This is a genomic window from Streptomyces sp. NPDC044061 (assembly GCF_056434305.1).
Window position 1 is genome coordinate 4,010 of record NZ_JBWKFL010000071.1, and the last position, 25,116, is coordinate 29,125.

Consider the following 25,116-nt stretch of genomic DNA (forward strand, 5'->3'; position numbering starts at 1 on the left):
CACCCCCCCCCCCCCCCCCCCCCCCCACCCCCCCCCCCCCCCCCCCCCTCCCCCCACCCCCCCCCCCCCCCCCCCCCGGGTCCGGGGCGAAGCCCCGTGACGGAGCTTCTCAGCCCGCCGAGCCAGGAAGGCGGGTGGGAGACGAGCCAGGGGCTGAGCCCCGGCTCAGCGGCGATCGTCCTTCGGGTTCAGCAGACCCGCTCGGCGCAGCGCGTCCGCCATCGCGCTGTTGGCCGGTGCCGGTGCCTGCCGGCCGCCCCGGTCGCCACCACGGGACTGCCGCTGGCCCTGGCCCTGGCCCTGACCCTGGCCCTGCCGCTGCTGGGGCGGGCGGGCGCCGCCGCGCTGCTGGCGGCCACCGCCCTGCCCCTGCGGGGCGGCCTCGTCGTCCAGGCGCAGGGTGAGCGCGATCCGCTTGCGCGGGATGTCCACGTCGAGGACCTTCACCTTGACGATGTCGCCGGGCTTCACCACGTCGCGCGGGTCCTTGACGAACGTCCTCGACATCGCCGAGACGTGCACCAGGCCGTCCTGGTGGACGCCGACGTCCACGAACGCGCCGAAGGCCGCCACGTTCGTGACCACGCCCTCCAGGACCATCCCGGCGGACAGGTCGGAGATCTTCTCCACGCCCTCCTTGAAGGTGGCCGTCTTGAAGGCGGGACGCGGGTCGCGGCCCGGCTTCTCCAGCTCCTTGAGGATGTCGGTGACGGTCGGCAGACCGAAGGTGTCGTCCACGAAGTCAGCCGGGCGCAGCGAGCGCAGCACACCGGTGTTGCCGATGAGCGCGGCGACCTCCTGGCCCGACGTCTTCACCAGGCGCCGCACCACCGGGTAGGCCTCCGGGTGCACGCTGGAGGCGTCCAGCGGGTCGCCGCCGCGGATCCGCAGGAAGCCCGCGCACTGCTCGTACGCCTTCGGGCCGAGCCGCGCCACCTTCTTCAGCTCGGAGCGGGACGTGAAGGGCCCGTTCTGGTCCCGGTGCGTGACGATGTTCTCGGCCAGCCCGGAGGAGATGCCCGACACCCGGGAAAGCAGCGGCACGGAGGCGGTGTTGACGTCCACGCCGACGCCGTTCACACAGTCCTCGACCACCGCGTCCAGCGAGCGGGACAGCTTCACCTCGGACAGGTCGTGCTGGTACTGGCCGACACCGATGGACTTCGGGTCGATCTTCACCAGCTCGGCCAGCGGGTCCTGCAGCCGGCGGGCGATGGAGACGGCACCGCGCAGTGAGACGTCCATGTCGGGCAGTTCCTGCGAGGCGTACTGCGAGGCCGAGTACACGGACGCGCCGGCCTCGGACACCATCACCTTGGTGAGCTTCAGCTCCGGGTGCCTGCTGATCAGCTCACCGGCGAGCTTGTCGGTCTCCCGGGACGCCGTGCCGTTGCCGATGGCGACCAGTTCGACCGCGTGCTCCTTGGCGAGGCGGGCCAGTTTGGCGAGCGCCTCGTCCCACTTGTTGGCCGGGACGTGCGGGTAGATCACGTCCGTGGCGACCACCTTGCCGGTGGCGTCGACCACGGCGACCTTGACGCCCGTGCGGAAGCCGGGGTCGAGGCCGAGCGTCGCGCGCGTGCCCGCGGGCGCGGCCAGCAGCAGGTCCCTCAGGTTCGCGGCGAAGACGTTGACCGCCTCGTCCTCGGCGGCCGTGCGCAGCCTCAGCCGCAGGTCGATGCCGAGGTGCACCAGGATCCGGGTGCGCCAGGCCCAGCGGACGGTGTCCTTCAGCCACTTGTCGGCGGGGCGGCCCCGGTCGGCGATGGCGAACTTGGAGGCGACGATGCCCTCGTACGAGGAAGGCCCCTCGGTGGGCTCCTCCGGCTCCAGCACGAGGTCGAGGACGTCCTCCTTCTCGCCGCGCAGCATGGCCAGGATCCGGTGCGAGGGCAGCTCGGTGAACGGCTCGGCGAAGTCGAAGTAGTCGGCGAACTTCGCGCCCGCCTCCTCCTTGCCCTCCCGCACCTTGGCGGCCAGCCGCCCGCGCACCCACATGCGCTCGCGCAGCTCGCCGATCAGGTCGGCGTCCTCCGAGAACCGCTCGGTGAGGATCGCCCGCGCGCCGTCCAGCGCGGCCTGCGGATCGGCGACGCCCTTGTCGGCGTCCACGAACGCGGCGGCCGCGGCCTGCGGCTCGACCGTCGGGTCGCCCAGCAGCCCCTCGGCGAGCGGCTCGAGACCCGCCTCACGCGCGATCTGCGCCTTGGTGCGCCGCTTGGGCTTGTAGGGCAGGTAGATGTCCTCCAGGCGCGCCTTGGTCTCGGCGCCCCGGATGGCGGCCTCCAGCTCCTCGGTGAGCTTGCCCTGCTCGCGCACCGACTCCAGGATCGCGGTCCGCCGCTCCTCCAGCTCCCGCAGGTAGCGCAGCCGCTCCTCGAGCGTGCGCAGCTGCGCGTCGTCGAGCATCTCGGTCGCTTCCTTGCGGTAGCGGGCGATGAAGGGCACCGTCGAACCGCTGTCGAGCAGCTCGACCGCGGCCTTCACCTGCCGCTCCCGTACGCCGAGTTCCCCGGCGATCCTGCCTTCGATGGACCCTACTTCGAGGGACCCGGGTGTCGTCACGATCCCGTACCGCCTTCTCCAGAGGTTGCGCGGCAATTGTGGCAGGTGACACCGACAACCGGGGATCAGGTCGGCCCCTCGGCGGGCCGCCGGGTCCGAGACTCGGGCCCGGCGGCCGCGCGCGGAGGACGAGGCGCCCCCTACAGCCGGGCCAGGGCGCGGAACGGCAGCGTGACCACCGTGGCGACGGCCCCGCCGATCTGCCGCAGTCCCCGCCGGGCGCCCGCCATGCCCGGCGGCCCGCCGACCGCGCATGGCAGAAAAGGTGGGGAACTCGTCGTTGCGGCCACGCAGCCGCCCGCGAAGAATCGAGGACATGCGGCAGCGCACACTCCTCTTCGTCCTCTTCGACGGCGTGCAGAGCCTCGACGTCACCGGCCCCCTCGAGGTGTTCACCGGTGCGGAGCAGCACACGCCGGGGACCTACCGCATCCACACGGCGTCCCTCGACGGCGGCCCGGTCCGCGCCTCCAGCGGACTGACCCTCGTACCGGACGAGGCGCTGACGGAGGTGCCCGACCCGGACACCCTGCTGGTGCCCGGCGGCCAGGGCACCCGCAGCCCCGATCCGCGGCTGACCGAGTGGCTGCGGACGCACGCCCCGCGCGCGCGGCGCCTGGTCTCCGTCTGCACCGGTGCGGTCCTGCTCGCCGCCGCGGGCCTGCTCGACGGGCGCCGGGCCACGACCCACTGGGCCTACTGCGACAAGCTCGCCCGCGACCATCCGGCCGTGCGGGTGGACCCCGAGCCGATCTACGTCCGTGACGGGCACGTCTCCACCTCGGCGGGCGTCACTTCCGGCATCGACCTCGCCCTCGCCCTCGTCGAGGAGGACCTGGACCGTGACGTCGCGCTGGCCGTCGCCCGGCACCTGGTGGTCTTCCTGCGCAGGCCCGGCAACCAGGCACAGTTCAGCGCACAGCTCGCCGCCCAGACCGCGCAGCGCGCACCTCTGCGGGAGGTCCAGCGGTGGATCACCGAGCACCCCGCCGGTGACCTGACGGTGGAGTCGCTGGCCGCCCGCGCCCTGCTCTCGCCCCGCCACTTCGCCCGCGCCTTCCGTGAGGAGACCGGCACGACACCCGGCCGCTACGTCGACCGAGTCCGCCTCGAACACGCCCGCCGGCTCCTGGAGGACACCTGCGACGGCATCGAGGAGATCTCCCGCGCCAGCGGCTACGGCACCCCCGAGGCCATGCGGCGCGCGTTCGTCAAGGCCCTGGGTGCGGCCCCGGCCGAGTACCGGCGCCGGTTCCGCCCGGCCACCACCCGCTGACCCGCCACCACCCGCTGAAAGGACAGGACGTCCCATGCAGATCGCCATCGTCGTCTACGACCGTTTCACCGCTCTCGACGCCGTCGGACCGTACGAGAGCCTCTCCCGCCTCCCGGACGCGCAGACGGTGTTCGTCGCCGAGAACCCCGGTCCCGTCCGCACGGACACCGGCGCGCTCGGGATCGTCGCCGACCGGTCCCTGGCCGAGGTGACGCGCCCCGATGTCGTGGTCGTGCCGGGCGGCCCCGGCCAGAGCGCCCTGATGGAACACCGGCCCCTGCTGGAGTGGCTGCGCGCCGTCGACGCCACGAGCACCTGGACGACCTCGGTGTGCACGGGCTCCCTGCTGCTCGCCGCCGCCGGACTCCTGGACGGTCGCCGTGCCACCTCGCACTGGCTCGCCCTCGACCAGCTGAAGCGATTCGGCGCCGAACCGGCGGAGGAGCGGGTGGTGTTCGACGGCAAGTACGTCACCGCCGCCGGCGTCTCCGCGGGCATCGACATGGGCCTCACCCTGCTCGGCCGGATCGCGGGCGACGAGTTCGCCCAGGGCGTCCAGCTGGCAACCGAGTACGACCCGCAGCCGCCCTACGACGCCGGATCCCCGCGCAAGGCCCCCGCCCACCTCGTCGACACGCTGCGGGCGCGCAGCCGTTTCATCCTCACGGAGTCCAGCTGAACCTCGGCTGCCTGCGCTCCAGGAACGCGGCGACCCCCTCCCCGGTGTCGCCGCTGCCGCGCGCCTGCTCCGTCCAGTGGGCGTCCCGGTCGGTGCGGCCGTTCGCGAACTCCTTGGCGGCGGCCTGGGTGAGCTGGGAACGCGACACCAGGACCCGGGTCAGCTCGGCGACCCGCTTGTCCAGGTCGCCCTCGGGCAGCACCTCGTCCACCAGCCCGTTGCGCAGTGCCCGCTGGGCGTCGATCAACTCGGCAGTGAAGAGCAGGTACTTGGCGGCGGCCGGTCCCACCAGCGACACCAGCCGCCGGGTGGAGGACGCCGGATACACGATCCCGAGCTTCGCCGGGGTCACCCCGAACAGCGCGCCCTCCTCCGCCAGCCGCAGATCGCAGGCCGCGGCGAGCTGGGAGCCGCCGCCCACGCAGTGGCCGCGCACCGCGGCGAGCGTCGGCTTGGGGAAGGCGGCGAGGGCCTCCTCGGCCGCCACGGCCAGCGCCTGCGCCTCGGCGGGCGAGCCCTGGAGCGTGGAGATGTCCGCGCCGGCGCAGAAGGTCCCGCCCTCGCCGGTCAGCACGAGCGCCCGCACCCGCGGATCGCCCGCCAGCTCGTCCAGCAGCGGCGGCAGGGCCCGCCACATCGCGGCCGTCATGGCGTTGCGCTTGGCCGGATGGCGGATGACGACCGTGGCGACGGCGTCGGCGACCTGGTGCGACAGCTGGGGGTCCATGCGCGGGATGGTATCGGGGGCGCGAATCGGGCCGTCCGGCGGCCGCTCACCAAACACGTACAACACGAAGAGTTCGCGAACCGGCGCCGGGGGGACAGGAACAGTCCTACAACTGACCATGTCATACGCCAATGGTCAGAACCGTTCGATACCAGCTGACTTGTGTTCAGTCGCAAGGAGTGGAGCGCATCGTTACCAACACTCGACGTGTGGTGACAATCGAGCGCGAGGGTGGCGACCGGACCATGGACGATCACGGGCGTGGGGACGGCCCGCGCCCAGCGGGGGGCGTTGAACGGCAGCCACTGCCGTACGAAGGGGTGTGGCGTTTCACCGCGGCCGCCGTGGACGCCTCTGTCCCGCAGGCGCGGCGCGCCGTGCGGGACCTGCTGCTGCGCCAGGGCGTACCGGTCTCCGACGACCTGGTGTACGGACTGCTGCTGATCGTCTCCGAGCTGGTCACGAACGCGGTCAGGCACGCGGCGCTGCTGTCGCCGATGCTCGCGGTGGAGGTGGCCGTCGGAGCCGAGTGGGTGCGGGTGTCGGTGGAGGACAACCACCCCTACCGCCCGACCGCCCTGGAGGCCGACCACGGCCAGACCGGCGGCCGGGGACTCCTGCTGGTCCGTGAGGTCGCCCGGGAGGCGGGCGGGGTGGTCGACGTGGAGCACACGGCGAGCGGCGGAAAGGTCATCTGGGCCGCGCTGCCTCTCAAGCCCGCCACCCTGTGGTAGTGCCTACCAGCCCGCGGACTGGCCCGTCAGCTCCCTGACCGCCGGACGGGCCGCGTCCAGCACGGTCATGAACCACGCCGAGAACGGGTCCCGGGCGTGCCGCTCCGCCAGCTCGGCCGCCGTCACGAACGCGGTCGCCCCGACCTCCTCCGGGTCCGGCGCGAGCGGCGACTGCACCATGCCGACGAACAGGTGGTTGAACTCCTGCTCGACCAGGCCCGAGGCCGGGTCCGGGTGGTTGTAGCGGACCGTGCCCGCCTCCGCCATCAGCGACGGCGAGACACCCAGCTCCTCGTACGTCCGCCGGGCCGCCGCGGCGAAGGGTGCCTCACCGGGGTAGGGGTGGCCGCAGCAGGTGTTGGACCACACGCCGGGGGAGTGGTACTTGCCGAGCGCCCGCTGCTGCAGCAGCAGCCGGCCCTGCTCGTCGAAGAGGAACACCGAGAACGCCCGGTGCAGCTGCCCCGGCGGCTGATGGGCGGCGAGCTTCTCCGCGGTGCCGATCGTCACGCCCTTCTCGTCGACCAGTTCCAGCAAAATCGCCTCTGCGGTGCCGTTCGACGAGCTGTGCGTCTCGGTGGCAGGTGTGATCGGCATACCCATCCTTCGCCTCGGTCTTCGCACCCCAAGTCTGCCGTACGAATCCGGCACTCCCGGCACTTCCCCGCACCTCCGCATGTCCCACGCGGTGCGGCGCCGAAGTGGGATCCGGTTGGTCATCGTGCCCGGCACCCGTCGCCCGGAACCGTCCGGGGGTGCGCCGAACAGCAGTGCGCAGGGTCAGTGGCAGAGCCGTGCCTCGTGCTCCGCGTGCCCGCCCGGCTCCAGCTGGAAGGTGCAGTGCTCCACGTCGAAGTGGTCGCCGAGGCAGCCCTGCAGCTCGTGCAGCATCTTCTCGTTGCCGATGGCGTTCAGCACCTCCGAGCTGACCACCACGTGCGCCGACAGGACGGGCATCCCCGAGGTGATCGTCCAGGCGTGCAGGTCGTGCACGTCCTCGACGCCGTCCAGGGCCAGGATGTGCGTCCGCACCTCGGCCATGTCGACGTTCTTCGGGGCCGCCTCCAGCAGCACGTCCAGCGTCTCGCGGAGCAGCTTCAGCGTCCTCGGCACGATCATCAGCCCGATGGCCAGCGAGGCGATCGGGTCGGCCGCCTGCCAGCCCGTGGTCAGGATCACGGTCGCCGAGACCAGCACCGCCACCGAGCCCAGCGCGTCCGCCGCGACCTCCAGGAAGGCCCCGCGCACGTTCAGGCTCTCCTTCTGGCCGCGCATCAGCAGGGTGAGCGAGACGGTGTTCGCGACCAGGCCGAACAGGCCGAACACGATCATCAGGCCGGCCCGGGTGTCCGCGGGCGTGACGAATCGCTGGACCGCCTCGTACAGCACGTATCCGCCGACGCAGAGCAGCAGCAGACAGTTGGCCAGCGCGGCGAGGATCTCGGCGCGGGCGTAGCCGAAGGTGCGGTTGGTGCTCGGCGGGCGGTTCGCGAAGTGGATGGCGAGCAGCGCCATGCACAGGCCCACCGCGTCGGTCGCCATGTGGGCCGCGTCCGCGATCAGGGCGAGCGAGTCCGCGAGGAGACCGCCGACGATCTCGACCACCATGATCGTCAGCGTGATGCCCAGCGCCACCCGCAGCCGGCCACGATAGGCGGCCGCGGCCGTCCCCGTGCGTGGCGCATGGGTGTGCGCGTGCCCGTGGTCGTGCCCTGCCCCCATGAGAAGACCGCCCTTCCGTGTTGCGTCCGGGCTCACAGTGAACTACGGGTGGGGGGTATCGGGCAACGCGGCACTGAACACCGTTGTCATGTGCCCTGACCTGCGGAAACGAACCGCTGGTCAGGGCGCCGCCGACTCACTTCGCGTGGTGCAGCTGCCAGCCCTGCCAGGCCGAGTCGACCATCTCCCGCACCCCGCGCCGGGCCCGCCAGCCCAGCGCCTCGGCGGCCCGCTCGGCCGAGGCGACCGCACGCGGCGCGTCCCCCGGGCGGCGCCCCTCGACCACCGGCGGCCGACGGTCGCCGGTGACCTCGCCGATCACCGTGATCAGCTCGCGTACGGAGACGCCCTCGCCGCGGCCGATGTTCAGCGTCAGGTCGCCCGTGAGGTCACCGGCGCCGAGCCGCCGGGCCGCCGCGAGGTGCGCCTCGGCGAGGTCGGCGATGTGGATGTAGTCACGGACGCAGGTGCCGTCCGGCGTCGGATGGTCGGCGCCGAAGATCCGCGGCGCCTCGTCGCGGGTGAGCCGGTCGAAGACCATCGGCACGATGTTGAACACGCCCGTGTCGGCCAGTTCCGGCGCGGCCGCGCCCGCCACGTTGAAGTAGCGCAGGCACACCGTGGAGATGCCGTGGGCCCGGCCCGCCGCCCGGACCAGCCACTCCCCGGCCAGCTTGGTCTCGCCGTAGGGGTTCACCGGTGCGCACGGGGTGTCCTCGGTGATCAGGTCCACGTCCGGGTTGCCGTACACGGCCGCCGACGAGGAGAAGAGCAGACGGCGGACGCCCGCCTCGGCGATCGCGTCCAGCAGCGTGGCCAGGCCGCCCACGTTCTCGCGGTAGTAGCGGGTGGGCTCGGCCACGGACTCGGCGACCTGCTTGCGCGCCGCGAGGTGGACGACACCCGTCACGCCGTACTCGGCGAGTACCCGCTTGACCAGGTCCCCGTCCAGGGTCGAGCCCCGGACGAGAGGGACGTCCGCCGGGAGCCGCTCGGGCACGGCGGCCGACAGGTCGTCCAGCGCCACGACGCTCTCCCCGGCGCCCGCCATGGCCCGCGCCACGTGCGCCCCGATGTATCCGGCTCCGCCGGTGATCAGCCACGTCATGGTCGCCCACCCTATGCCGAGCCGTCCACGTGTCCCCCATGCCCGGGGATGCCCGAATCTGTGCGCGCGGTTCGCGCCCGCGGTTTGTGGGGCGGGCCCGGATCCCCGATGATGATCGCGGCAAAGGCCGGGGCAGCGCCCGTGGGCCGGACCGTGAACGGCCGGTGAACACGGACTTCCGGTCATCCGATAACCTCTGCCGACATGCCGCCCGGGTGCCGCAGGCAGGGGCGCCCCACCACGCAGAAGACCGGCGCGTCCGCGCCGGCACCCAGGGAGTGAGTTCGGTTGTCGACCGCCATCGTCACGGGTCAGCCGGTACCCGGATCGTCACTCGAGAACGATCTGCGGTCCCTCGGCTTCGACGTGCGCGTGGCCGGTGACGCCTCCGAGGCGGAGACCCTGCTCGCGGCCGTCCCGGCCGAGCGGCGCGTGGCCCTGGTCGACGCCCGCTTCGTCGGTCATCCGCACGCCCTGCGCCTCGGCCTGACCGACCCGCGCTTCCCGCTCGCCGCCGTCCCCGGCGCCGTCACCGCCCAGCCGGCCGCCCGGCAGGCGCTGAGCCGGGCCCTGGCCGGCGAGACCTCCGCGGGCGGCGGTACGGCGCTCGTCGTGGACAGCGTCGCCGACCGCGTCGTCACCGCCCTCGACGCCGACGGCAACGAGGTCCACCGGCCCGAGCTGGGCAGCCTGGTCGCCGTCGTCCCGGCCGACCCGCAGGCCCGCAACGAGGCACGCCAGGCCGTCGCCGCCGTCGACGACGAGGCCGTACGCCTGAAGTCGGCCGTGAAGTCCCGTGACGGCTTCTTCACCACGTTCTTCATCAGCCCCTACTCGCGCTACATCGCCCGCTGGTGCGCCCGCCGGGGCCTGACCCCGAACCAGGTCACCACGGCCTCGCTGCTCACCGCGCTCATAGCGGCGGGCTGCGCCGCGACCGGCACGCGCGGCGGCTTCATCGCGGCCGGCGTGCTGCTGATCGCCTCCTTCGTGCTGGACTGCACCGACGGCCAGCTCGCCCGGTACGCCCTGAAGTACTCCACGCTCGGCGCCTGGCTCGACGCCACCTTCGACCGGGCCAAGGAGTACGCCTACTACGCCGGCCTCGCCCTCGGCGCGGCCCGCGGCGGCGACGACGTGTGGGCCCTCGCCCTCGGCGCGATGATCCTGCAGACCTGCCGGCACGTCGTGGACTTCTCCTTCAACGAAGCGAACGTCGGGGATGCCGCCGCCACCGCCAACACCAGCCCCACCGCAGCGCTCTCCGACAAGCTCGACAGCGTCGGCTGGACGGTGTGGGTGCGCCGGATGATCGTCCTGCCCATCGGTGAGCGGTGGGCGATGATCGCGGTCCTCACGGCGGCCACGACCCCGCGCATCACGTTCTACGTGCTGCTCGCCGGCTGCGCCTTCGCCGCGACGTACACCACGGCGGGACGCGTGCTGCGCTCGCTGACCCGCAAGGCGCGGCGCACCGACCGGGCGGCCCAGGCGCTGGCGGACCTCGCGGACAACGGCCCGCTCGCCTCCTTCGTGGCGCGTCTCACCCGCGTCCGCCTCGGCGCCCCGCTGCTGGTGGCCCTGGCCGGCACCGCCGTCCTCGCCGTGGCCCTGTTCTCTGGGTTCTCTGGGTTCTTCGGGTTCTCCGGGGTGACCTGGGCGCCCGTCGCCGGCGCCGTCGTCTACACCGTCGCCTCGGGACAGGCCCTGCGCCGCCCCCTCAAGGGCGCCCTCGACTGGCTGGTTCCCCCGCTGTTCCGGGCCGCCGAGTACGGCACCGTCCTCGTCCTCGCGAGCAAAGCGGGGGTGAACGGAGCCCTTCCCGCGGCTTTCGGCCTGGTGGCCGCCGTCGCCTACCATCACTACGACACGGTGTACCGCATCCGCGGGAACGCCGGAGCGCCGCCGGCCTGGCTGGTGCGCGCGATCGGGGGGCAGGAAGGGCGGACGCTGCTGGTCACTCTGCTGGCCGCGCTGCTCACCGCCGCACAGTTCAACGTCGCGCTCACGGTTCTAGCCGTGGCCGTCGCCCTGGTGGTGCTCGTCGAGAGCATCCGCTTCTGGGTGTCCGCTGGGGCGCCCGCCGTACACGATGAAGGAGAACCCGCATGATCGGCCTTGTGCTGGCGGCCGGCGCCGGACGGCGTCTGCGCCCCTACACCGACAGCCTCCCCAAGGCGCTGGTGCCGGTGGGCCCCGCGGGCATAGAGGACTCGATCACTGTGCTCGACCTCACTCTCGGCAACTTCGCCGAGATCGGCCTGACCGAGGTCGCGATCATCGTCGGCTACCGCAAGGAAGCCGTGTACGAGCGCAAGGAGGCCCTGGAGCAGAAGTACGGCCTCCAGCTCACCCTCATCGACAACGACAAGGCCGAGGAGTGGAACAACGCCTACTCCCTGTGGTGCGGTCGTGACGCGCTCAAGGACGGCGTGATCCTCGCCAACGGCGACACCGTCCACCCGGTCTCCGTCGAGAAGACGCTGCTGGCCGCGCGTGGCGACGGCAAGCGGATCATCCTCGCGCTCGACACCGTGAAGTCCCTCGCGGACGAGGAGATGAAGGTCGTCGTGGACCCCGCCAAGGGCGTCCAGAAGATCACCAAGCTGATGGACCCGGCCGAGGCCACCGGCGAGTACATCGGTGTCACGCTGATCGAGGGCGACGCCGCCCCGGAGCTCGCCGACGCGCTGAAGACCGTCTGGGAGACCGACCCGCAGCAGTTCTACGAGCACGGGTACCAGGAGCTGGTGAACCGCGGCTTCAAGATCGACGTGGCGCCGATCGGCGACGTCAAGTGGGTCGAGATCGACAACCACGACGACCTCGCCCGCGGACGGGAGATCGCGTGCCAGTACTGACCCGGCTGATCCCCTCGCCGGTCGTCGTGGACATCCGCCCGGGTGCCCTCGACGACCTGGCGGGCGTCCTGGCCGACCAGCGCATCTCGCACTCCGGGCGGCTCGCCGTCGCGGTGAGCAACGGCTCCGGCGCCAAGCTGCGCGAGCGCATCGCGCCGTCGCTGCCGGGGGCGTCCTGGTACGAGGTGGGCGGCGGCACCCTGGACGACGCGATCCGGCTGGCCGGCGAGATGAAGGCCGACCGCCACGACGCGGTCGTCGGCCTCGGCGGCGGCAAGATCATCGACTGCGCCAAGTTCGCCGCGGCGCGCGTCGGCCTGCCCCTGGTCGCCGTACCGACGAACCTCGCGCACGACGGCCTGTGCTCGCCGGTGGCCACCCTCGACAACGACGCGGGCCGCGGCTCGTACGGCGTCCCGAACCCGATCGCAGCCGTGATCGACCTGGACGTCATCCGGGAGGCCCCGGCCCGCTTCGTGCGCGCCGGCATCGGTGACGCGGTGTCCAACATCAACGCGATCGCGGACTGGGAGCTGGCCAACCGGGTCAAGGGCGAGAAGATCGACGGCCTGGCCGCCGCGATGGCCCGGCAGGCCGGCGAGGCGGTCCTCAGGCACCCGGGCGGCATCGGGGACAACGACTTCCTCCAGGTGCTCGCCGAGGCGCTGGTCCTCACCGGTGTCGCCATGTCGATCTCGGGGGACTCCCGGCCCGCCTCGGGCTCCTGCCACGAGATCAACCACGCCTTCGACCTGCTCTACCCGAAGCGGGCGGCCGCGCACGGCGAGCAGTGCGGCCTCGGTGCCGCCTTCGCGATGTACCTGCGCGGAGCGCACGAGGAGTCGGCGTTCATGGCCGAGGTGCTGCGCCGGCACGGGCTTCCGGTGCTGCCGGAGGAGATCGGCTTCACCGTGGACGAGTTCGTCCGCGCCGTGGAGTTCGCCCCGGAGACCAGGCCCGGCCGCTACACGATCCTCGAACACCTCGACCTCAAGACGACCCAGATCAAGGACATCTACGCCGACTATGTCAAGGCCATCGGTAGCTGAACTCCGGCCGGTCGTCCACCCCGCCGGGGTGAAGGACCGGCGCAGCGGTGAGCACTGGGCGGGACGCCTCTACATGCGCGAGGTGTCCCTGCGCGTCGACCGCTACCTGGTGAACACCGGGGTCACGCCCAACCAGCTCACGTACCTGATGACCGTCTGCGGCGTGCTCGCGGCCCCGGCGCTGCTGGTGCCGGGGATCGCGGGCGCCGTCCTCGGCGTGGTCGCCACCCAGCTGTACCTGCTGCTGGACTGCGTCGACGGCGAGATCGCCCGCTGGAAGAAGCAGTACTCGCTCGGCGGGGTCTACCTGGACCGGGTCGGCGCCTACCTGACCGACGCGGCCGTGCTGGTCGGCCTCGGTCTGCGCGCCTCCGACCTGTGGGGCAGCGGCCGCATCGACTGGCTGTGGGCCTTCCTCGGCACTCTCGCCGCGCTCGGCGCGATCCTGATCAAGGCCGAGACCGACCTCGTCGGTGTCGCCCGGCACCAGGCCGGGATGGCGCCGGTCAAGGAGGCCGCCGCCGAACCGCGCTCCTCCGGCATGGCGCGGGCGCGCCGGGCCGCCTCGGCGCTGAAGTTCCACCGGCTGATCCTCGGCATCGAGGCCTCGCTGCTGATCCTGGTCCTCGCGATCGCGGACCAGATCCACGGCGACCTGTTCTTCACCCGGCTCGGCACCGCCGTCCTCGCCGGGATCGCCATGCTGCAGACCGTGCTGCACCTGGTGTCCATCCTCGCCTCGAGCAGGCTGAGGTGAGCGGCATGAAGGTCGGCGCGGTCATCATCACCATGGGCAACCGGCCCGAGGAGCTGCGTGCCCTCCTCGACTCCGTCGCCAAGCAGGACGGCGACCCCGTCGAGGTGGTCGTCGTCGGCAACGGCTCGCCCGTCCCGGACGTGCCCGAGGGCGTGCGAACCACGGAACTGCCCGAGAACCTGGGCATCCCCGGCGGCCGCAACGTCGGCATAGAGGCCTTCGGTCCCGGCGGCCGCGACGTCGACATATTGCTGTTCCTCGACGACGACGGCCTGCTCGCCCGCCACGACACCGCCGAGCTGTGCCGTGCCGCGTTCGAGGCCGACCCGAAGCTCGGCATCATCAGCTTCCGCATCGCCGATCCCGAGACCGGCGAGACCCAGCGCCGGCACGTGCCCCGGCTGCGCGCCTCCGACCCGATGCGCTCCTCCCGGGTCACCACCTTCCTCGGTGGCGCCAACGCCGTCCGTACCCGCGTCTTCGCCGAAGCCGGCGTCCTCCCGGACGAATTCTTCTACGCACACGAGGAAACCGACCTGGCATGGCGGGCCCTCGACGCGGGCTGGATGATCGACTACCGGTCCGACATGGTGCTGTACCACCCGACGACCGCGCCCTCGCGGCACGCGGTGTACCACCGCATGGTCGCCCGCAACCGGGTCTGGCTGGCCCGCCGCAACCTCCCCGCGCCGCTGGTCCCCGTCTACCTCGGGGTCTGGCTGCTGCTCACCCTGCTGCGCCGCCCGTCGGGCCCGGCACTGAAGGCCTGGTTCGGCGGCTTCAAGGAGGGCTGGACCACCCCGTGCGGACCCCGCCGCCCCATGCGGTGGCGTACGGTGTGGCGGCTGACCCGACTGGGCCGGCCCCCCGTCATCTGACAAGCTCGACCGTGAAGGTCCGGCTGACCGGCCCGACCGTGAGAGGTCGCCCGTTCGAAGACTCGAAGACGAACCCGAGGACGAAAGCTTCCACCTGTGAGTGAGACAACGCACGACGGCGGTGTCGCGGTGACCGCGGCCCCGTCGCCCGACGAGGGACTGACGGCGGCGCAGCTCGCCGCCAAGTACGGGCTCGCCGTGAGCGGCGCCCGGCCCTCCCTCGTCGAGTACGTACGTCAGCTGTGGGGGCGGCGCCACTTCATCCTCGCCTTCTCTCAGGCGAAGCTGACCGCGCAGTACAGCCAGGCCAAGCTCGGCCAGCTGTGGCAGGTGGCGACACCGCTGCTGAACGCGGCGGTCTACTACTTCATCTTCGGCGTCATCCTGCACGCCAGCCGCGGCATGTCCAAGGACGTGTACATCCCGTTCCTGGTCACCGGTGTGTTCGTCTTCACCTTCACGCAGAGCTCGGTCATGTCGGGCGTCCGCGCGATCTCCGGCAACCTGGGCCTGGTACGCGCCCTGCACTTCCCGCGCGCCTCGCTGCCCATCTCCTTCTCGCTGCAGCAGCTGCAGCAGCTGCTCTTCTCGATGATCGTGATGTTCGTGGTGGCGATCGGCTTCGGCAGCTACCCGAGCCTTTCCTGGCTGCTGATCGTCCCTGCGCTGGTCCTGCAGTTCCTGTTCAACACCGGGCTCGCGCTGATCGTGGGCCGCATGGGCGCCAAGACGCCGGACCTCGCCCAGCTGATGCCGTTCGTGCTGCGCACCTGGATGTACGCCTCCGGCGTCATGTTCTCCATCAGCAAGATGATGGAGGGCCGGTCCGAGTGGGTGGTCCGCCTGCTGCAGGTCAACCCGGCCGCCGTCTACATGGACCTCATGCGCTTCGCGCTGATCGACGGGTACGACGCCTCCAACCTGCCGCCGCACGTGTGGGCCCTCGCCCTGTTCTGGGCCGTGGTCGTCTTCGCCGGCGGCTTCGTGTACTTCTGGAAGGCGGAGGAGAGGTACGGCCGTGGCTGAGCAGAACAACGGGGATCTTCGTCCCACCGTCATCGCCGACGACCTGCACATCGTCTACCGGGTCAATGGCGCGAAGACCGGCAAGGGCAGTGCCACGGCCGCCCTCAGCCGCATCCTGAAGCGGGGCTCCGGCGACGAGGAGCGGGGCGTGCGCAAGGTGCACGCCGTGCGCGGGGTGTCCTTCGTCGCCTACCGCGGCGAGGCCATCGGCCTGATCGGCTCCAACGGCTCCGGCAAGTCCACGCTGCTGCGGGCCATCGCCGGTCTGCTGCCCGCGGAGAAGGGCAAGGTCTACACCGACGGCCAGCCCTCGCTGCTCGGTGTCAACGCGGCCCTGATGAACGACCTGACCGGCGAGCGCAACGTCATCCTCGGCGGGCTCGCCATGGGCATGTCCCGGGAGCAGGTCAAGGAGCGTTACCAAAACATCGTCGACTTCTCCGGGATCAATGAGAAGGGCGACTTCATCACCCTGCCGATGCGCACCTACTCCTCGGGCATGGCGGCCCGGCTGAGGTTCTCCATCGCGGCCGCCAAGGACCACGACGTCCTCATGATCGACGAGGCGCTGGCCACCGGTGACCGCAAGTTCCAGAAGCGCTCCGAGGAGCGCATCCGGGAACTGCGCAAGGAGGCGGGCACGGTGTTTCTGGTCAGTCACAACAACAAGTCCATCCGCGACACCTGCAACCGCGTTCTGTGGCTGGAGCGCGGCGAGCTGCGCATGGACGGCCCGACCGAAGAGGTCCTCAAGGAATACGAGAAGTTCACGGGCAAGTAGCCCGGTTTCGGCCAGGGCCCCGCCGGCAACCGTCCGGCGGGGCCCTGCGTCTGCAAAGGAAACGTCAACTCCGGTAGGGCTTAGGAATCTTGACGCCAATCGGTGTGTTGTTGTGATGTGCAGGACACCCCGACGGACCACGCCGCGTTGTACAACGTAAGCTGTACCGGTGCCGGAAAGCGGCAAGTGGGGCCATAATGCACGGCACCCTGCGCCGGGCAGCCCCGCGGAGGGCCGGTTGGCGTGTCCGAAATAGTGTGTATTGGGTCTGCAGTGTAGAACGGGAGATGTGACGGCAATGGCTACGGAAACTCCCCAGCTCAACGCAGCACGTGCCGTCCCCGCCCCGGGCAGCGTCCGGTGACGGGAACCGACACGGTGCCCGATCTGGAGCGCGCCACACTGGACAAGGCCGCGAGCGAGAACTTCCCCGTCGCGCCCTTCTTCCTGCCCCGGGCCTGGCGCGAGGACCTCATGGCCGTCTACGGCTTCGCCCGCCTCGTGGACGACATCGGCGACGGCGATCTCGCCCCCGGCGGAGCCGACGCGCGCGTGCTGGGCGTGTCGGCCACGGACGCCGAAAACCGGCTGGTCCTCCTCGACGCCTTCGAGGCCGATCTGCGACGGGTCTTCGACGCCACTCCCCGTCACCCGCTGCTGCGCCGCCTGCAGTCCACGGTCCGCCGCCGCCGGCTCACCCCCGAGCCGTTCCTCGGACTGATCGCCGCCAACCGCCAGGACCAGCTCGTCGCACGGTACGAGACCTACGACGACCTCCTCGCCTACTGCGAACTGTCCGCCAACCCCGTCGGCCGCCTCGTCCTCGCCGTCACCGGCACCTCGTCCCCCGAGCGGATCCGCCTCTCCGACGCGATCTGCACTGCGCTGCAGATCGTGGAACACCTCCAGGACGTCGCCGAGGACCTCGGCCGCGACCGGATCTATCTGCCCGCCGAGGACATGAAGCGCTTTCACGTGCAGGAAACGGATCTCGCCGAGAAAACCACAGGCGCATCGGTGCGCGCCCTGGTTGCATACGAAGCGCAACGCGCCCGCGATCTGCTGAATGAAGGCGCCCCCCTGGTGGGTAGCGTCCACGGCAGGTTGAAGCTGCTGCTCGCAGGGTTCGTGGCGGGGGGAAGGGCGGCGATCGACGCGATCGCCGCCGCCGAATACGACGTACTTCCCGGCCCGCCCCGACCCGGCAAGGTCCAGTTGCTGCGTGAGGTGGGCGTGACCCTGCGAGGAAAGAGGTGATCCGGACCGTGGAGTCTCCGCCGCACGTGTCGGCACCGGTACTCGCCGCGTACAGCTACTGCGAGGCCGTCACCGGACAGCAGGCCCGCAACTTCGCCTACGGCATCCGACTGCTGCCGACGCCCAAGCGCCGCGCCATGTCGGCGCTGTACGCGCTTTCCCGGCGCGTCGATGACATCGGCGACGGCGACCTGCCGGGCGAGGTCAAGGTGGCGCGCCTCGAGGACACCCGGGCGCTGCTCACCCGGATGCGCGAGGGCGCGGTCGAGGAGGACGACACCGACCCGGTGGCCGTCGCCCTCACCCACGCCTCGCGCGCCTTCCCGATCCCGCTCGGCGGCCTGGACGAGCTGATCGACGGCGTCCAGATGGACGTGCGCGGGGAGACCTACGAGACCTGGGACGACCTGAAGGTCTACTGCCGCTGCGTGGCCGGCGCCATCGGTCGCCTCTCGCTCGGTGTGTTCGGCACGGAACCGGGCGCGCGCGGCGCCGAGCGCGCACCCGAGTACGCCGACACGCTCGGGCTCGCACTGCAGCTCACCAACATCCTCAGAGACGTCCGCGAGGACGCCGCGGGCGGCCGTACCTATCTGCCCGCCGACGACCTGGCCAAGTTCGGCTGCTCGGCCGGGTTCGGCGGGCCGACACCACCGGAGGGCTCCGACTTCGCGGGCCTCGTGCACTTCGAAGTGCGTCGGGCCCGCGCCCTTTTCGCCGAGGGCTACCGGCTGCTCCCCATGCTCGACCGGCGCAGCGGCGCCTGCGTGGCCGCCATGGCCGGGATCTACCGCCGCCTCCTCGACCGCATCGAGCGCGACCCGGAGGCCGTGCTGCGCGGACGCGTCTCGCTGCCCGGACGCGAGAAGGCCTACGTCGCCGTGCGCGGACTGTCCGGACTCGACACCCGGCACGTGTCCCGTCGGACCGTCAGGAGGCGCGCCTGATGGACCCCGTGGACGGATCCGGCTCCGACGGCCCGATGCGGCGGGCAACCCTCCGCTGCGGCGTGGCGTCCCTGACTGCGACGGCCGACCGTGCACCGTTCATCCAGCATGCTCGGCACGCACGGAAGGACGCACGATGAGCGACGGCTCACGCCACACGGCCACGCATGCCGACACCGCGGCACCGGCAGTGCGCAGCGCCGTCGTGGCCGGCGGCGGCCTCGCCGGCATCACCGCGGCGCTCGCGCTCGCCGACGCGGGCGTCCGGGTCACCCTGCTCGAAGGCAGGCCGAGGCTGGGCGGCCTCGCCTTCTCCTTCCAGCGCGGCGAGTTGACCGTGGACAACGGTCAGCACGTGTACCTGCGCTGCTGCACCGCCTACCGCTGGTTCCTCGACCGGATCGAGGGCGCGGAGCTGGCACCGGTGCAGGACCGCCTTGACGTGCCCGTCGTCGACGTCGCGAGACCCGAAGGGCGGCGGCTCGGCCGGCTGCGGCGCGACCCGCTGCCCGTCCCCCTCCACCTGGGGCGCAGCCTGGCCACCTATCCGCACCTCTCGCTCGCCGAACGTGCCGCGGTGGGGCGTGCCGCGCTCGCGCTCAAGGGGCTCGACCTCGCCGATCCGACCCTGGACACCCAGGACTTCGGCAGCTGGCTGGCCGCTCACGGCCAGTCGGCGCGTGCCGTCGAGGCCCTGTGGGACCTGGTCGGGGTCGCCACCCTCAACGCGGTCGCGGGCGACGCCTCGCTGGGGCTCGCCGCGATGGTGTTCAAGACCGGCCTGCTGTCCGACCCGGGCGCGGCCGACATCGGCTGGGCCCGCGTCCCGCTGGGCGAACTGCACGACCGGCTGGCCCGCAAGGCGCTCGACTCCGCGGGCGTCCGTACCGAGGTCCGTACACGCGTCACCTCCGTCTCTACCAACGAAAACGGGAGCTGGAACGTTCAGGTTCCCGGCGAGACGCTCCGGGCCGACGCGGTCGTCCTCGCCGTACCCCAGCGCGAGACCCACGACCTGCTGCCGCCCGGCGCCCTCGACGCCCCCGAACGGCTCCTGGACATCGGCACCGCGCCGATCCTCAACGTGCACGTCGTCTACGACCGCAAGGTGCTCGCCAGGCCCTTCCTCGCCGCCCTCGGCACCCCTGTGCAGTGGGTCTTCGACCGGACGGACGCTTCCGGACTGCGCGCGGGACAGTATCTGGCGCTGTCCCAGTCGGCCGCCCAGGGCGAGATCGACGCGCCGGTCGCCGCGCTCCGCGAGCGCTATCTGCCCGAGTTGGAGCGACTGATCCCGGGCACGCGCGGCGCGGTGGTGCGGGACTTCTTCGTGACCCGGGAGCGCACGGCCACGTTCGCCCCCACCCCCGGCGTCGGGCGGCTGCGGCCCGGCGCCCGCACCAAGGCCCCCGGCCTGTACCTGGCCGGAGCGTGGACCGCCACAGGGTGGCCCGCGACCATGGAGAGTGCGGTCCGCAGTGGAGTGAGCGCGGCCGACGCCGCGCTGAGCGCCCTGGGCCGGCCCCGCCCCCGTCGCCTCTTCGCGCTCGAGGAGGCGGCGTGATGCCCGATCGGCACGCGGCAGGCCCCCGCACCCCCGGTATCGCAACAAGAGGAGAGACTGTGCCCACTGTGCCCCCGGCCTCGACGCCCGCTCGGAGGACCGCGGTGGACGTGACCGCGCTTCTGGAGCGCGGACGGACCCTGGCCACACCGGTGCTGCGCGCGGCCGTCGACCGCCTGGCGCCTCCCATGGACACCGTCGCCGCCTATCACTTCGGCTGGATCGACGCCGCCGGCAACCCTGCCGACGGGGACGGCGGCAAGGCCGTGCGCCCCGCGCTCGCCGTTCTCTCCGCCGAGGTCACCGGCGCCGCGCCCGAGGTGGGCATCCCCGGGGCCGTCGCCGTCGAACTCGTGCACAACTTCTCGCTGCTGCACGACGACCTGATGGACGGCGACGAGCAGCGCCGGCACCGCGACACGGTCTGGAAGGTGCACGGCCCCGCCCAGGCCATCCTGGTCGGCGACGCCCTGTTCGCCCTCGCCAACGAGGTCCTCCTCGAGCTCGGCACCGTCGAGGCGGGCCGCGCCACCCGCCGGCTGACCACGGCCACCCGCGCCCTGATCGACGGTCAGGCGCAGGACATCTCCTACGAGCACCGCGACCGCGTCAGCGTCGAGGAGTGCCTGGAGATGGAGGGCAACAAGACCGGCGCCCTGCTCGCGGCCTCCAGCTCCATCGGCGCGGTGCTCGGCGGCGCCGACGACCGCACAGCCGACTCCCTGGAGAGGTACGGCTACCACCTCGGCCTCGCGTTCCAGGCCGTCGACGACCTGCTCGGCATCTGGGGCGACCCGGAGGCCACCGGTAAGCAGACCTGGAGCGACCTGCGCCAGCGCAAGAAGTCCCTGCCGGTGGTGGCCGCGCTCGCGGCGGGCGGCCCCGCCTCGGAGCGGCTCGGCGAGATCCTCGCCGCCGACGCCAAGAGCAGCGACTTCGAGAACTTCTCGGAGGAGGAGTTCGCGGCCCGTGCCGCCCTCATCGAGGAGGCCGGCGGCCGCGAGTGGACGGCGGAGGAAGCACGCCGTCAGCACAGCATCGCCGTCGAGGCCCTCGACGCGGTCGACATGCCCGACCGGGTACGGGACGCCTTCGCGGCGCTCGCCGACTTCGTCGTCGTACGGAAGAGATGATCATTATCGGTTGAAACAGCCCTCGCGTAGTCGCCGGCCGGTGTCGAAAGACGACGGACACCGGCCGACGGCGGACCCACAGCAGCACGACTCGCACGACTGCACGAAGGGGAAGCCATGACAGCGACGACCGACGGAAGCACCGGGGCGACCCTGCCGCCCCGTGCTGCCGCGGCCAGCGAAACCGACATCACCACCCCCGCGGCGGCCGGGGTACAAGAAGCCGCCGAACGCGCCGCGAGGCGCGCCACCGACTTCCTGCTCGCGCGGCAGGACGCCCAGGGCTGGTGGAAGGGCGACCTCGAGACGAACGTCACGATGGACGCCGAGGACCTGCTGCTCCGTCAGTTCCTGGGAATCCGCGACGAGGAGACGACGCGGGCCGCCGCCCTGTTCATCCGCGGCGAGCAGCGCGAGGACGGCACCTGGGCCACCTTCTTCGGCGGTCCCGGCGAACTGTCCACCACCGTCGAGGCGTACGTCGCCCTCCGCCTGGCCGGCGACGCGCCCGACGCCCCGCACATGGCGAAGGCCTCGGCCTGGATCCGCGAGCGCGGGGGCATCGCGGCCTCCCGGGTCTTCACCCGGATCTGGCTCGCCCTGTTCGGCTGGTGGAAGTGGGAGGACCTGCCCGAACTCCCGCCGGAACTGATCTGGTTCCCGACCTGGATGCCGCTCAACATCTACGACTTCGGATGCTGGGCCCGGCAGACCATCGTGCCGCTGACCATCGTCTCGGCCAAGCGCCCGGTCCGCCCGGCACCCTTCCCGCTGGACGAGCTGCACACCGACCCGGCCAACCCCAACCCGCCCGAGCCGCTCGCGCCGGTGGCCAGTTGGGACGGCGCCTTCCAGCGTCTGGACAAGGCGCTGCACCGGATGCGCAAGGTCGCCCCGCGCAGACTGCGCAAGGCCGCGATGAACGCCGCCGCCCGCTGGATCATCGAGCGGCAGGAGAACGACGGCTGCTGGGGCGGGATCCAGCCCCCGGCCGTGTACTCGGTCATCGCCCTGCACCTGCTGGGCTACGACCTCCAGCACCCGGTGATGCGCGAGGGCCTCGCGTCGCTGGACCGTTTCGCCGTGTGGCGCGAGGACGGCGCCCGGATGATCGAGGCCTGCCAGTCCCCGGTCTGGGACACCTGCCTCGCCACCATCGCCCTGGCCGACGCCGGCCTGCCCGTGGACCATCCGCAACTGGTCAAGGCGGCCGACTGGATGCTCGGCGAGGAGATCGTCCGGCCCGGGGACTGGGCCGTCAAGCGCCCCCAACTGCCGCCGGGCGGGTGGGCGTTCGAGTTCCACAACGACAACTACCCGGACATCGACGACACCGCCGAGGTCGCCCTCGCGCTGCGCCGGGTCAAGCACCACGACCCCGAGCGCGTCGACCATGCCATCGGGCGGGCCGTCCGCTGGAACCTGGGGATGCAGTCGAGGAACGGCGCGTGGGGCGCCTTCGACGTCGACAACACCAGCCCGTTCCCGAACCGGCTGCCGTTCTGCGACTTCGGCGAGGTCATCGACCCGCCGTCCGCGGACGTCACCGCCCACGTGGTCGAGATGCTCGCGGCGGAGGGCCTCGCGCACGACCCGCGCACCCGGCGCGGCATCGCCTGGCTGCTGGCCGAACAGGAACCGGACGGCTCGTGGTTCGGCCGCTGGGGCGTGAACTACGTGTACGGCACCGGCTCGGTGGTGCCCGCCCTGACCGCGGCCGGCCTGCCCGGCTCCCACCCGGCGATCCGGCGCGCGGTGGCCTGGCTGGAGAGCGTCCAGAACGACGACGGCGGCTGGGGCGAGGACCTGCGCTCCTACAAGCACGTCAAGGAATGGAGCGGCCGCGGCGCGTCCACCGCCTCCCAGACGGCCTGGGCGCTGATGGCGCTCCTCGCGGCGGGGGAGAAGGACTCCAAGGCCGTCGAGCGCGGCGTGCGATGGCTGGCGGGGACCCAGCGGGAGGACGGTTCCTGGGACGAGCCGTACTTCACGGGCACCGGCTTCCCCTGGGACTTCTCCATCAACTACCACCTGTACCGGCAGGTGTTCCCGCTCACCGCGCTCGGCCGGTACCTGCACGGCGACCCCTTCGACCGGCCGCCGCTCGCCACGTCCAGGAATCACCTCCCCGAGGCCAAGAAGCCGCTGTCCGCGGCCAAGGGGAGCTGAATGACCGCGCAGCCCGCCCCGCCCCCGCTGCTGATCGCCTGCGCGCTCGGCATCGAGCACTTCGCCCTGCGCACCGGCGAGCGGGGCGGCGCGGGCGGCCCGGTCACCTTTGTCCGTACGGGGATGGGGCCCAAGGCGGCGGAACGCTCCATCAGCGGCCACCTGGCCCACCCGGCCCTGGCCGAGGCCGCCGTCCTGGCCACCGGCTTCTGCGCCGGCCTCGACCCCGGCATGCACCCCGGCGACCTGGTCGTCGCCGAGGAGACCCGGGACCCGCGCGGGACCGTCCCGTGCGTGGGAACCGACCTGCTGGTCAAGGAACTCGTGCGCATCCTGCCCGGACGCACGGTCCACACCGGCCCGCTCACCGGCTCCGACCACGTCGTCCGCGGCCCTGAGCGGTCCGACCTGCTCGCGACCGGCGCCATCGCGGTCGACATGGAGTCGGCGGCCACGCTGCTGAGCGCCGTCCGCGCGGACGAACGCCCGGTTGCGGCCGTCCGGGTGGTCGTGGACGCTCCAGAACATGAACTCGTCCGGATCGGCACGGTACGCGGTGGAATATCAGCCTTCCGTGTCCTTCGTTCCATCCTTCCCGCATTTTTCGAATGGCACCGTAATTTGCTGCTCCCCCGGAGGTGAGCCAGATGGCCATGCCGTTGCGTCAGTCCATCAAGGTCGCTACGTACCTGGCTGAACAGAAGATTCGCAGGCGTGACAAGTTTCCGCTCATCGTCGAGCTGGAACCGCTCTTCGCCTGCAACCTCAAGTGCGAGGGCTGCGGCAAGATCCAGCACCCGGCCGGTGTGCTCAAGCAGCGCATGCCGGTCGCCCAGGCCGTGGGCGCCGTGCTGGAGTCCGGCGCGCCCATGGTCTCCATCGCCGGTGGAGAACCGTTGATGCACCCGCAGATCGACGAGATCGTGCGGCAGTTGGTGGCCAAGAGGAAGTACGTCTTCCTGTGCACCAACGCGATGCTGTTGCGCAAGAAGATGGACAAGTTCACACCGTCGCCCTACTTCGCCTTCGCGGTGCACATCGACGGGCTGCGCGAGCGGCACGACGAGTCCGTCGCGAAGGAGGGCGTGTTCGACGAGGCGGTGGAGGCCATCAAGGAGGCCAAGCGGCGCGGCTTCCGGGTGACCACCAACTCCACCTTCTTCAACACCGACACCCCGCAGACCATCGTCGAGGTGCTCAACTTCCTCAACGACGACCTCCAGGTCGACGAGATGATGATCTCGCCCGCCTATGCCTACGAGAAGGCCCCCGACCAGGAGCACTTCCTCGGGGTCGAGCAGACCCGGGAGCTGTTCAAGAAGGCATTCGCGGGCGGCAACCGGCGCAAGTGGCGGCTCAACCACTCCCCGCTCTTCCTGGACTTCCTGGAGGGCAAGGTCGACTTCCCGTGCACCGCGTGGGCGATCCCGAACTACTCGCTCTTCGGCTGGCAGCGCCCCTGCTACCTGATGAGCGACGGGTACGTGCCGACGTACCGCGAACTCATCGAGGAGACCGACTGGGACAAGTACGGCCGCGGCAAGGACCCGCGCTGCGCCAACTGCATGGCGCACTGCGGCTACGAGCCCACCGCCGTCCTCGCCACCATGGGATCTCTGAAGGAGTCCCTGCGGGCCATGCGTGAGACCGTCTCCGGAAACCGGGAGTGACGCGATGACCGCCGTCCCCCTGGGCGTTCCCGAGGTACCGGCCCGTCCGGTCGCTCCGCGGCGCGGGTCGCGGCAGATCCAGGTCGGGCCGGTGGCGGTCGGGGGCGGAGCCCCGGTGTCGGTGCAGTCGATGACGACGACCCGTACGTCGGACATCGGCGCCACCCTGCAGCAGATCGCCGAGCTGACCGCGTCGGGTTGTCAGATCGTGCG

General features: G+C 71.7%; 24 protein-coding genes and 1 pseudogene. 19 read left to right on the top strand and 6 right to left on the bottom strand.

Translation table 11 applies throughout. The features are described from left to right. Positions 1 to 165: 165 nt before the first annotated feature. Together AC07CM_RS46695 and AC07CM_RS46700 are read right to left on the bottom strand one after the other, a co-directional pair. Positions 166 to 2,565: a Tex family protein gene (locus AC07CM_RS46695; RefSeq protein ID WP_478882680.1), complete on the bottom strand. Its 2,400-nt coding sequence runs from the start codon at positions 2,563 to 2,565 to the stop codon at positions 166 to 168. Positions 2,566 to 2,670: 105 nt separating this feature from the next. Further along, positions 2,671 to 2,795: pseudogene (locus AC07CM_RS46700) on the bottom strand (LPFR motif small protein); the annotation flags it as partial. 86 nt (positions 2,796 to 2,881) lie between these two features. On the opposite strand from AC07CM_RS46700, the gene AC07CM_RS46705 reads away from it, so the two are divergent. Beyond that, positions 2,882 to 3,841 (top strand): GlxA family transcriptional regulator, encoded by a 960-nt coding sequence (locus AC07CM_RS46705; RefSeq protein ID WP_478882660.1) that lies wholly within the window; start codon positions 2,882 to 2,884, stop codon positions 3,839 to 3,841. Between the two features lie 34 nt (positions 3,842 to 3,875). Then, positions 3,876 to 4,520 (top strand): DJ-1/PfpI family protein, encoded by a 645-nt coding sequence (locus tag AC07CM_RS46710; protein ID WP_478882661.1) that lies wholly within the window; start codon positions 3,876 to 3,878, stop codon positions 4,518 to 4,520. Here AC07CM_RS46710 and AC07CM_RS46715 read toward each other — a convergent pair. Then, positions 4,504 to 5,247 carry an enoyl-CoA hydratase/isomerase family protein gene (locus tag AC07CM_RS46715; protein ID WP_478882662.1) on the bottom strand — a complete coding sequence of 248 codons (744 nt, stop codon included), beginning with the start codon at positions 5,245 to 5,247 and terminating at the stop codon, positions 4,504 to 4,506. The genes AC07CM_RS46710 and AC07CM_RS46715 overlap by 17 nt on opposite strands. 245 nt (positions 5,248 to 5,492) lie before the next feature. Here AC07CM_RS46715 and AC07CM_RS46720 point away from each other — a divergent pair, with 245 nt between their 5' ends. After that, positions 5,493 to 5,981: an ATP-binding protein gene (locus tag AC07CM_RS46720; protein ID WP_478882681.1), complete on the top strand. Its 489-nt coding sequence runs from the start codon at positions 5,493 to 5,495 to the stop codon at positions 5,979 to 5,981. Between the two features lie 3 nt (positions 5,982 to 5,984). On the opposite strand, the gene idi is transcribed toward AC07CM_RS46720, so the two are convergent. The 3 genes from idi to galE form a co-directional block, all read right to left on the bottom strand. Beyond that, positions 5,985 to 6,578, bottom strand: coding sequence for an isopentenyl-diphosphate Delta-isomerase (idi, locus tag AC07CM_RS46725; RefSeq protein WP_478882663.1), 594 nt, complete (start codon positions 6,576 to 6,578; stop codon positions 5,985 to 5,987). A gap of 183 nt (positions 6,579 to 6,761) precedes the next feature. Then, a complete protein-coding gene (locus AC07CM_RS46730; protein WP_478882664.1) occupies positions 6,762 to 7,703 on the bottom strand; it encodes a cation diffusion facilitator family transporter in 942 nt (313 codons plus the stop codon). Between the two features lie 136 nt (positions 7,704 to 7,839). Further along, positions 7,840 to 8,811, bottom strand: a complete 972-nt coding sequence (galE, locus tag AC07CM_RS46735) for a UDP-glucose 4-epimerase GalE (protein WP_478882665.1) — start codon at positions 8,809 to 8,811, stop codon at positions 7,840 to 7,842. Positions 8,812 to 9,099: 288 nt separating this feature from the next. On the opposite strand from galE, the gene AC07CM_RS46740 reads away from it, so the two are divergent. The 16 genes from AC07CM_RS46740 to AC07CM_RS46815 form a co-directional block, all read left to right on the top strand. After that, complete coding sequence (locus tag AC07CM_RS46740) at positions 9,100 to 10,923, top strand: DUF5941 domain-containing protein (RefSeq protein WP_478882666.1); 1,824 nt, start codon at positions 9,100 to 9,102, stop codon at positions 10,921 to 10,923. After that, positions 10,920 to 11,672, top strand: a complete 753-nt coding sequence (locus AC07CM_RS46745) for a phosphocholine cytidylyltransferase family protein (RefSeq protein ID WP_478882667.1) — start codon at positions 10,920 to 10,922, stop codon at positions 11,670 to 11,672. Before AC07CM_RS46740 ends, AC07CM_RS46745 begins: the two co-directional genes overlap by 4 nt. Then, entirely contained in the window at positions 11,660 to 12,721 is a 1,062-nt protein-coding gene (locus tag AC07CM_RS46750; RefSeq protein WP_478882668.1) for an iron-containing alcohol dehydrogenase family protein, read from the top strand. The genes AC07CM_RS46745 and AC07CM_RS46750 overlap by 13 nt, the downstream gene beginning before the upstream one ends. Further along, positions 12,699 to 13,478, top strand: a complete 780-nt coding sequence (locus AC07CM_RS46755) for a CDP-alcohol phosphatidyltransferase family protein (RefSeq protein WP_478882669.1) — start codon at positions 12,699 to 12,701, stop codon at positions 13,476 to 13,478. The genes AC07CM_RS46750 and AC07CM_RS46755 overlap by 23 nt, the downstream gene beginning before the upstream one ends. 5 nt (positions 13,479 to 13,483) lie before the next feature. After that, positions 13,484 to 14,356 (top strand): glycosyltransferase family 2 protein, encoded by an 873-nt coding sequence (locus tag AC07CM_RS46760; RefSeq protein WP_478882670.1) that lies wholly within the window; start codon positions 13,484 to 13,486, stop codon positions 14,354 to 14,356. A gap of 96 nt (positions 14,357 to 14,452) precedes the next feature. Further along, positions 14,453 to 15,382, top strand: coding sequence for an ABC transporter permease (locus AC07CM_RS46765; protein WP_478882671.1), 930 nt, complete (start codon positions 14,453 to 14,455; stop codon positions 15,380 to 15,382). After that, on the top strand, positions 15,375 to 16,163 hold the full coding sequence (locus tag AC07CM_RS46770) for an ABC transporter ATP-binding protein (protein ID WP_478882672.1): 789 nt from the start codon (positions 15,375 to 15,377) through the stop codon (positions 16,161 to 16,163). The genes AC07CM_RS46765 and AC07CM_RS46770 overlap by 8 nt, the downstream gene beginning before the upstream one ends. A gap of 360 nt (positions 16,164 to 16,523) precedes the next feature. Beyond that, positions 16,524 to 17,420, top strand: a complete 897-nt coding sequence (gene hpnC, locus AC07CM_RS46775; RefSeq protein WP_478882673.1) for a squalene synthase HpnC — start codon at positions 16,524 to 16,526, stop codon at positions 17,418 to 17,420. Beyond that, entirely contained in the window at positions 17,417 to 18,367 is a 951-nt protein-coding gene (gene hpnD, locus AC07CM_RS46780; protein WP_478882674.1) for a presqualene diphosphate synthase HpnD, read from the top strand. The genes hpnC and hpnD overlap by 4 nt, the downstream gene beginning before the upstream one ends. Before the next feature lie 35 nt (positions 18,368 to 18,402). Then, positions 18,403 to 18,507, top strand: coding sequence for a DUF6380 family protein (locus AC07CM_RS46785; RefSeq protein ID WP_404053178.1), 105 nt, complete (start codon positions 18,403 to 18,405; stop codon positions 18,505 to 18,507). After that, entirely contained in the window at positions 18,504 to 19,931 is a 1,428-nt protein-coding gene (hpnE, locus tag AC07CM_RS46790) for a hydroxysqualene dehydroxylase HpnE (RefSeq protein WP_478882675.1), read from the top strand. Before AC07CM_RS46785 ends, hpnE begins: the two co-directional genes overlap by 4 nt. A 68-nt stretch (positions 19,932 to 19,999) precedes the next feature. Beyond that, positions 20,000 to 21,064, top strand: coding sequence for a polyprenyl synthetase family protein (locus AC07CM_RS46795; protein ID WP_478882682.1), 1,065 nt, complete (start codon positions 20,000 to 20,002; stop codon positions 21,062 to 21,064). A 117-nt stretch (positions 21,065 to 21,181) separates the two neighbouring features. Continuing rightward, the gene (gene shc, locus AC07CM_RS46800) at positions 21,182 to 23,233 is read left to right on the top strand and encodes a squalene--hopene cyclase (protein WP_478882676.1); all 2,052 of its coding nucleotides are present in this window, start codon (positions 21,182 to 21,184) and stop codon (positions 23,231 to 23,233) included. Next, complete coding sequence (locus tag AC07CM_RS46805) at positions 23,234 to 23,875, top strand: phosphorylase family protein (RefSeq protein ID WP_478882677.1); 642 nt, start codon at positions 23,234 to 23,236, stop codon at positions 23,873 to 23,875. It abuts the gene before it with no gap. Between the two features lie 5 nt (positions 23,876 to 23,880). Further along, on the top strand, positions 23,881 to 24,903 hold the full coding sequence (hpnH, locus tag AC07CM_RS46810) for an adenosyl-hopene transferase HpnH (protein WP_478882678.1): 1,023 nt from the start codon (positions 23,881 to 23,883) through the stop codon (positions 24,901 to 24,903). A 4-nt stretch (positions 24,904 to 24,907) separates the two neighbouring features. Next, positions 24,908 to 25,116, top strand: a 209-nt coding sequence (locus AC07CM_RS46815) for a flavodoxin-dependent (E)-4-hydroxy-3-methylbut-2-enyl-diphosphate synthase (RefSeq protein ID WP_478882679.1), incomplete at its 3' end; no start/stop codon positions are given.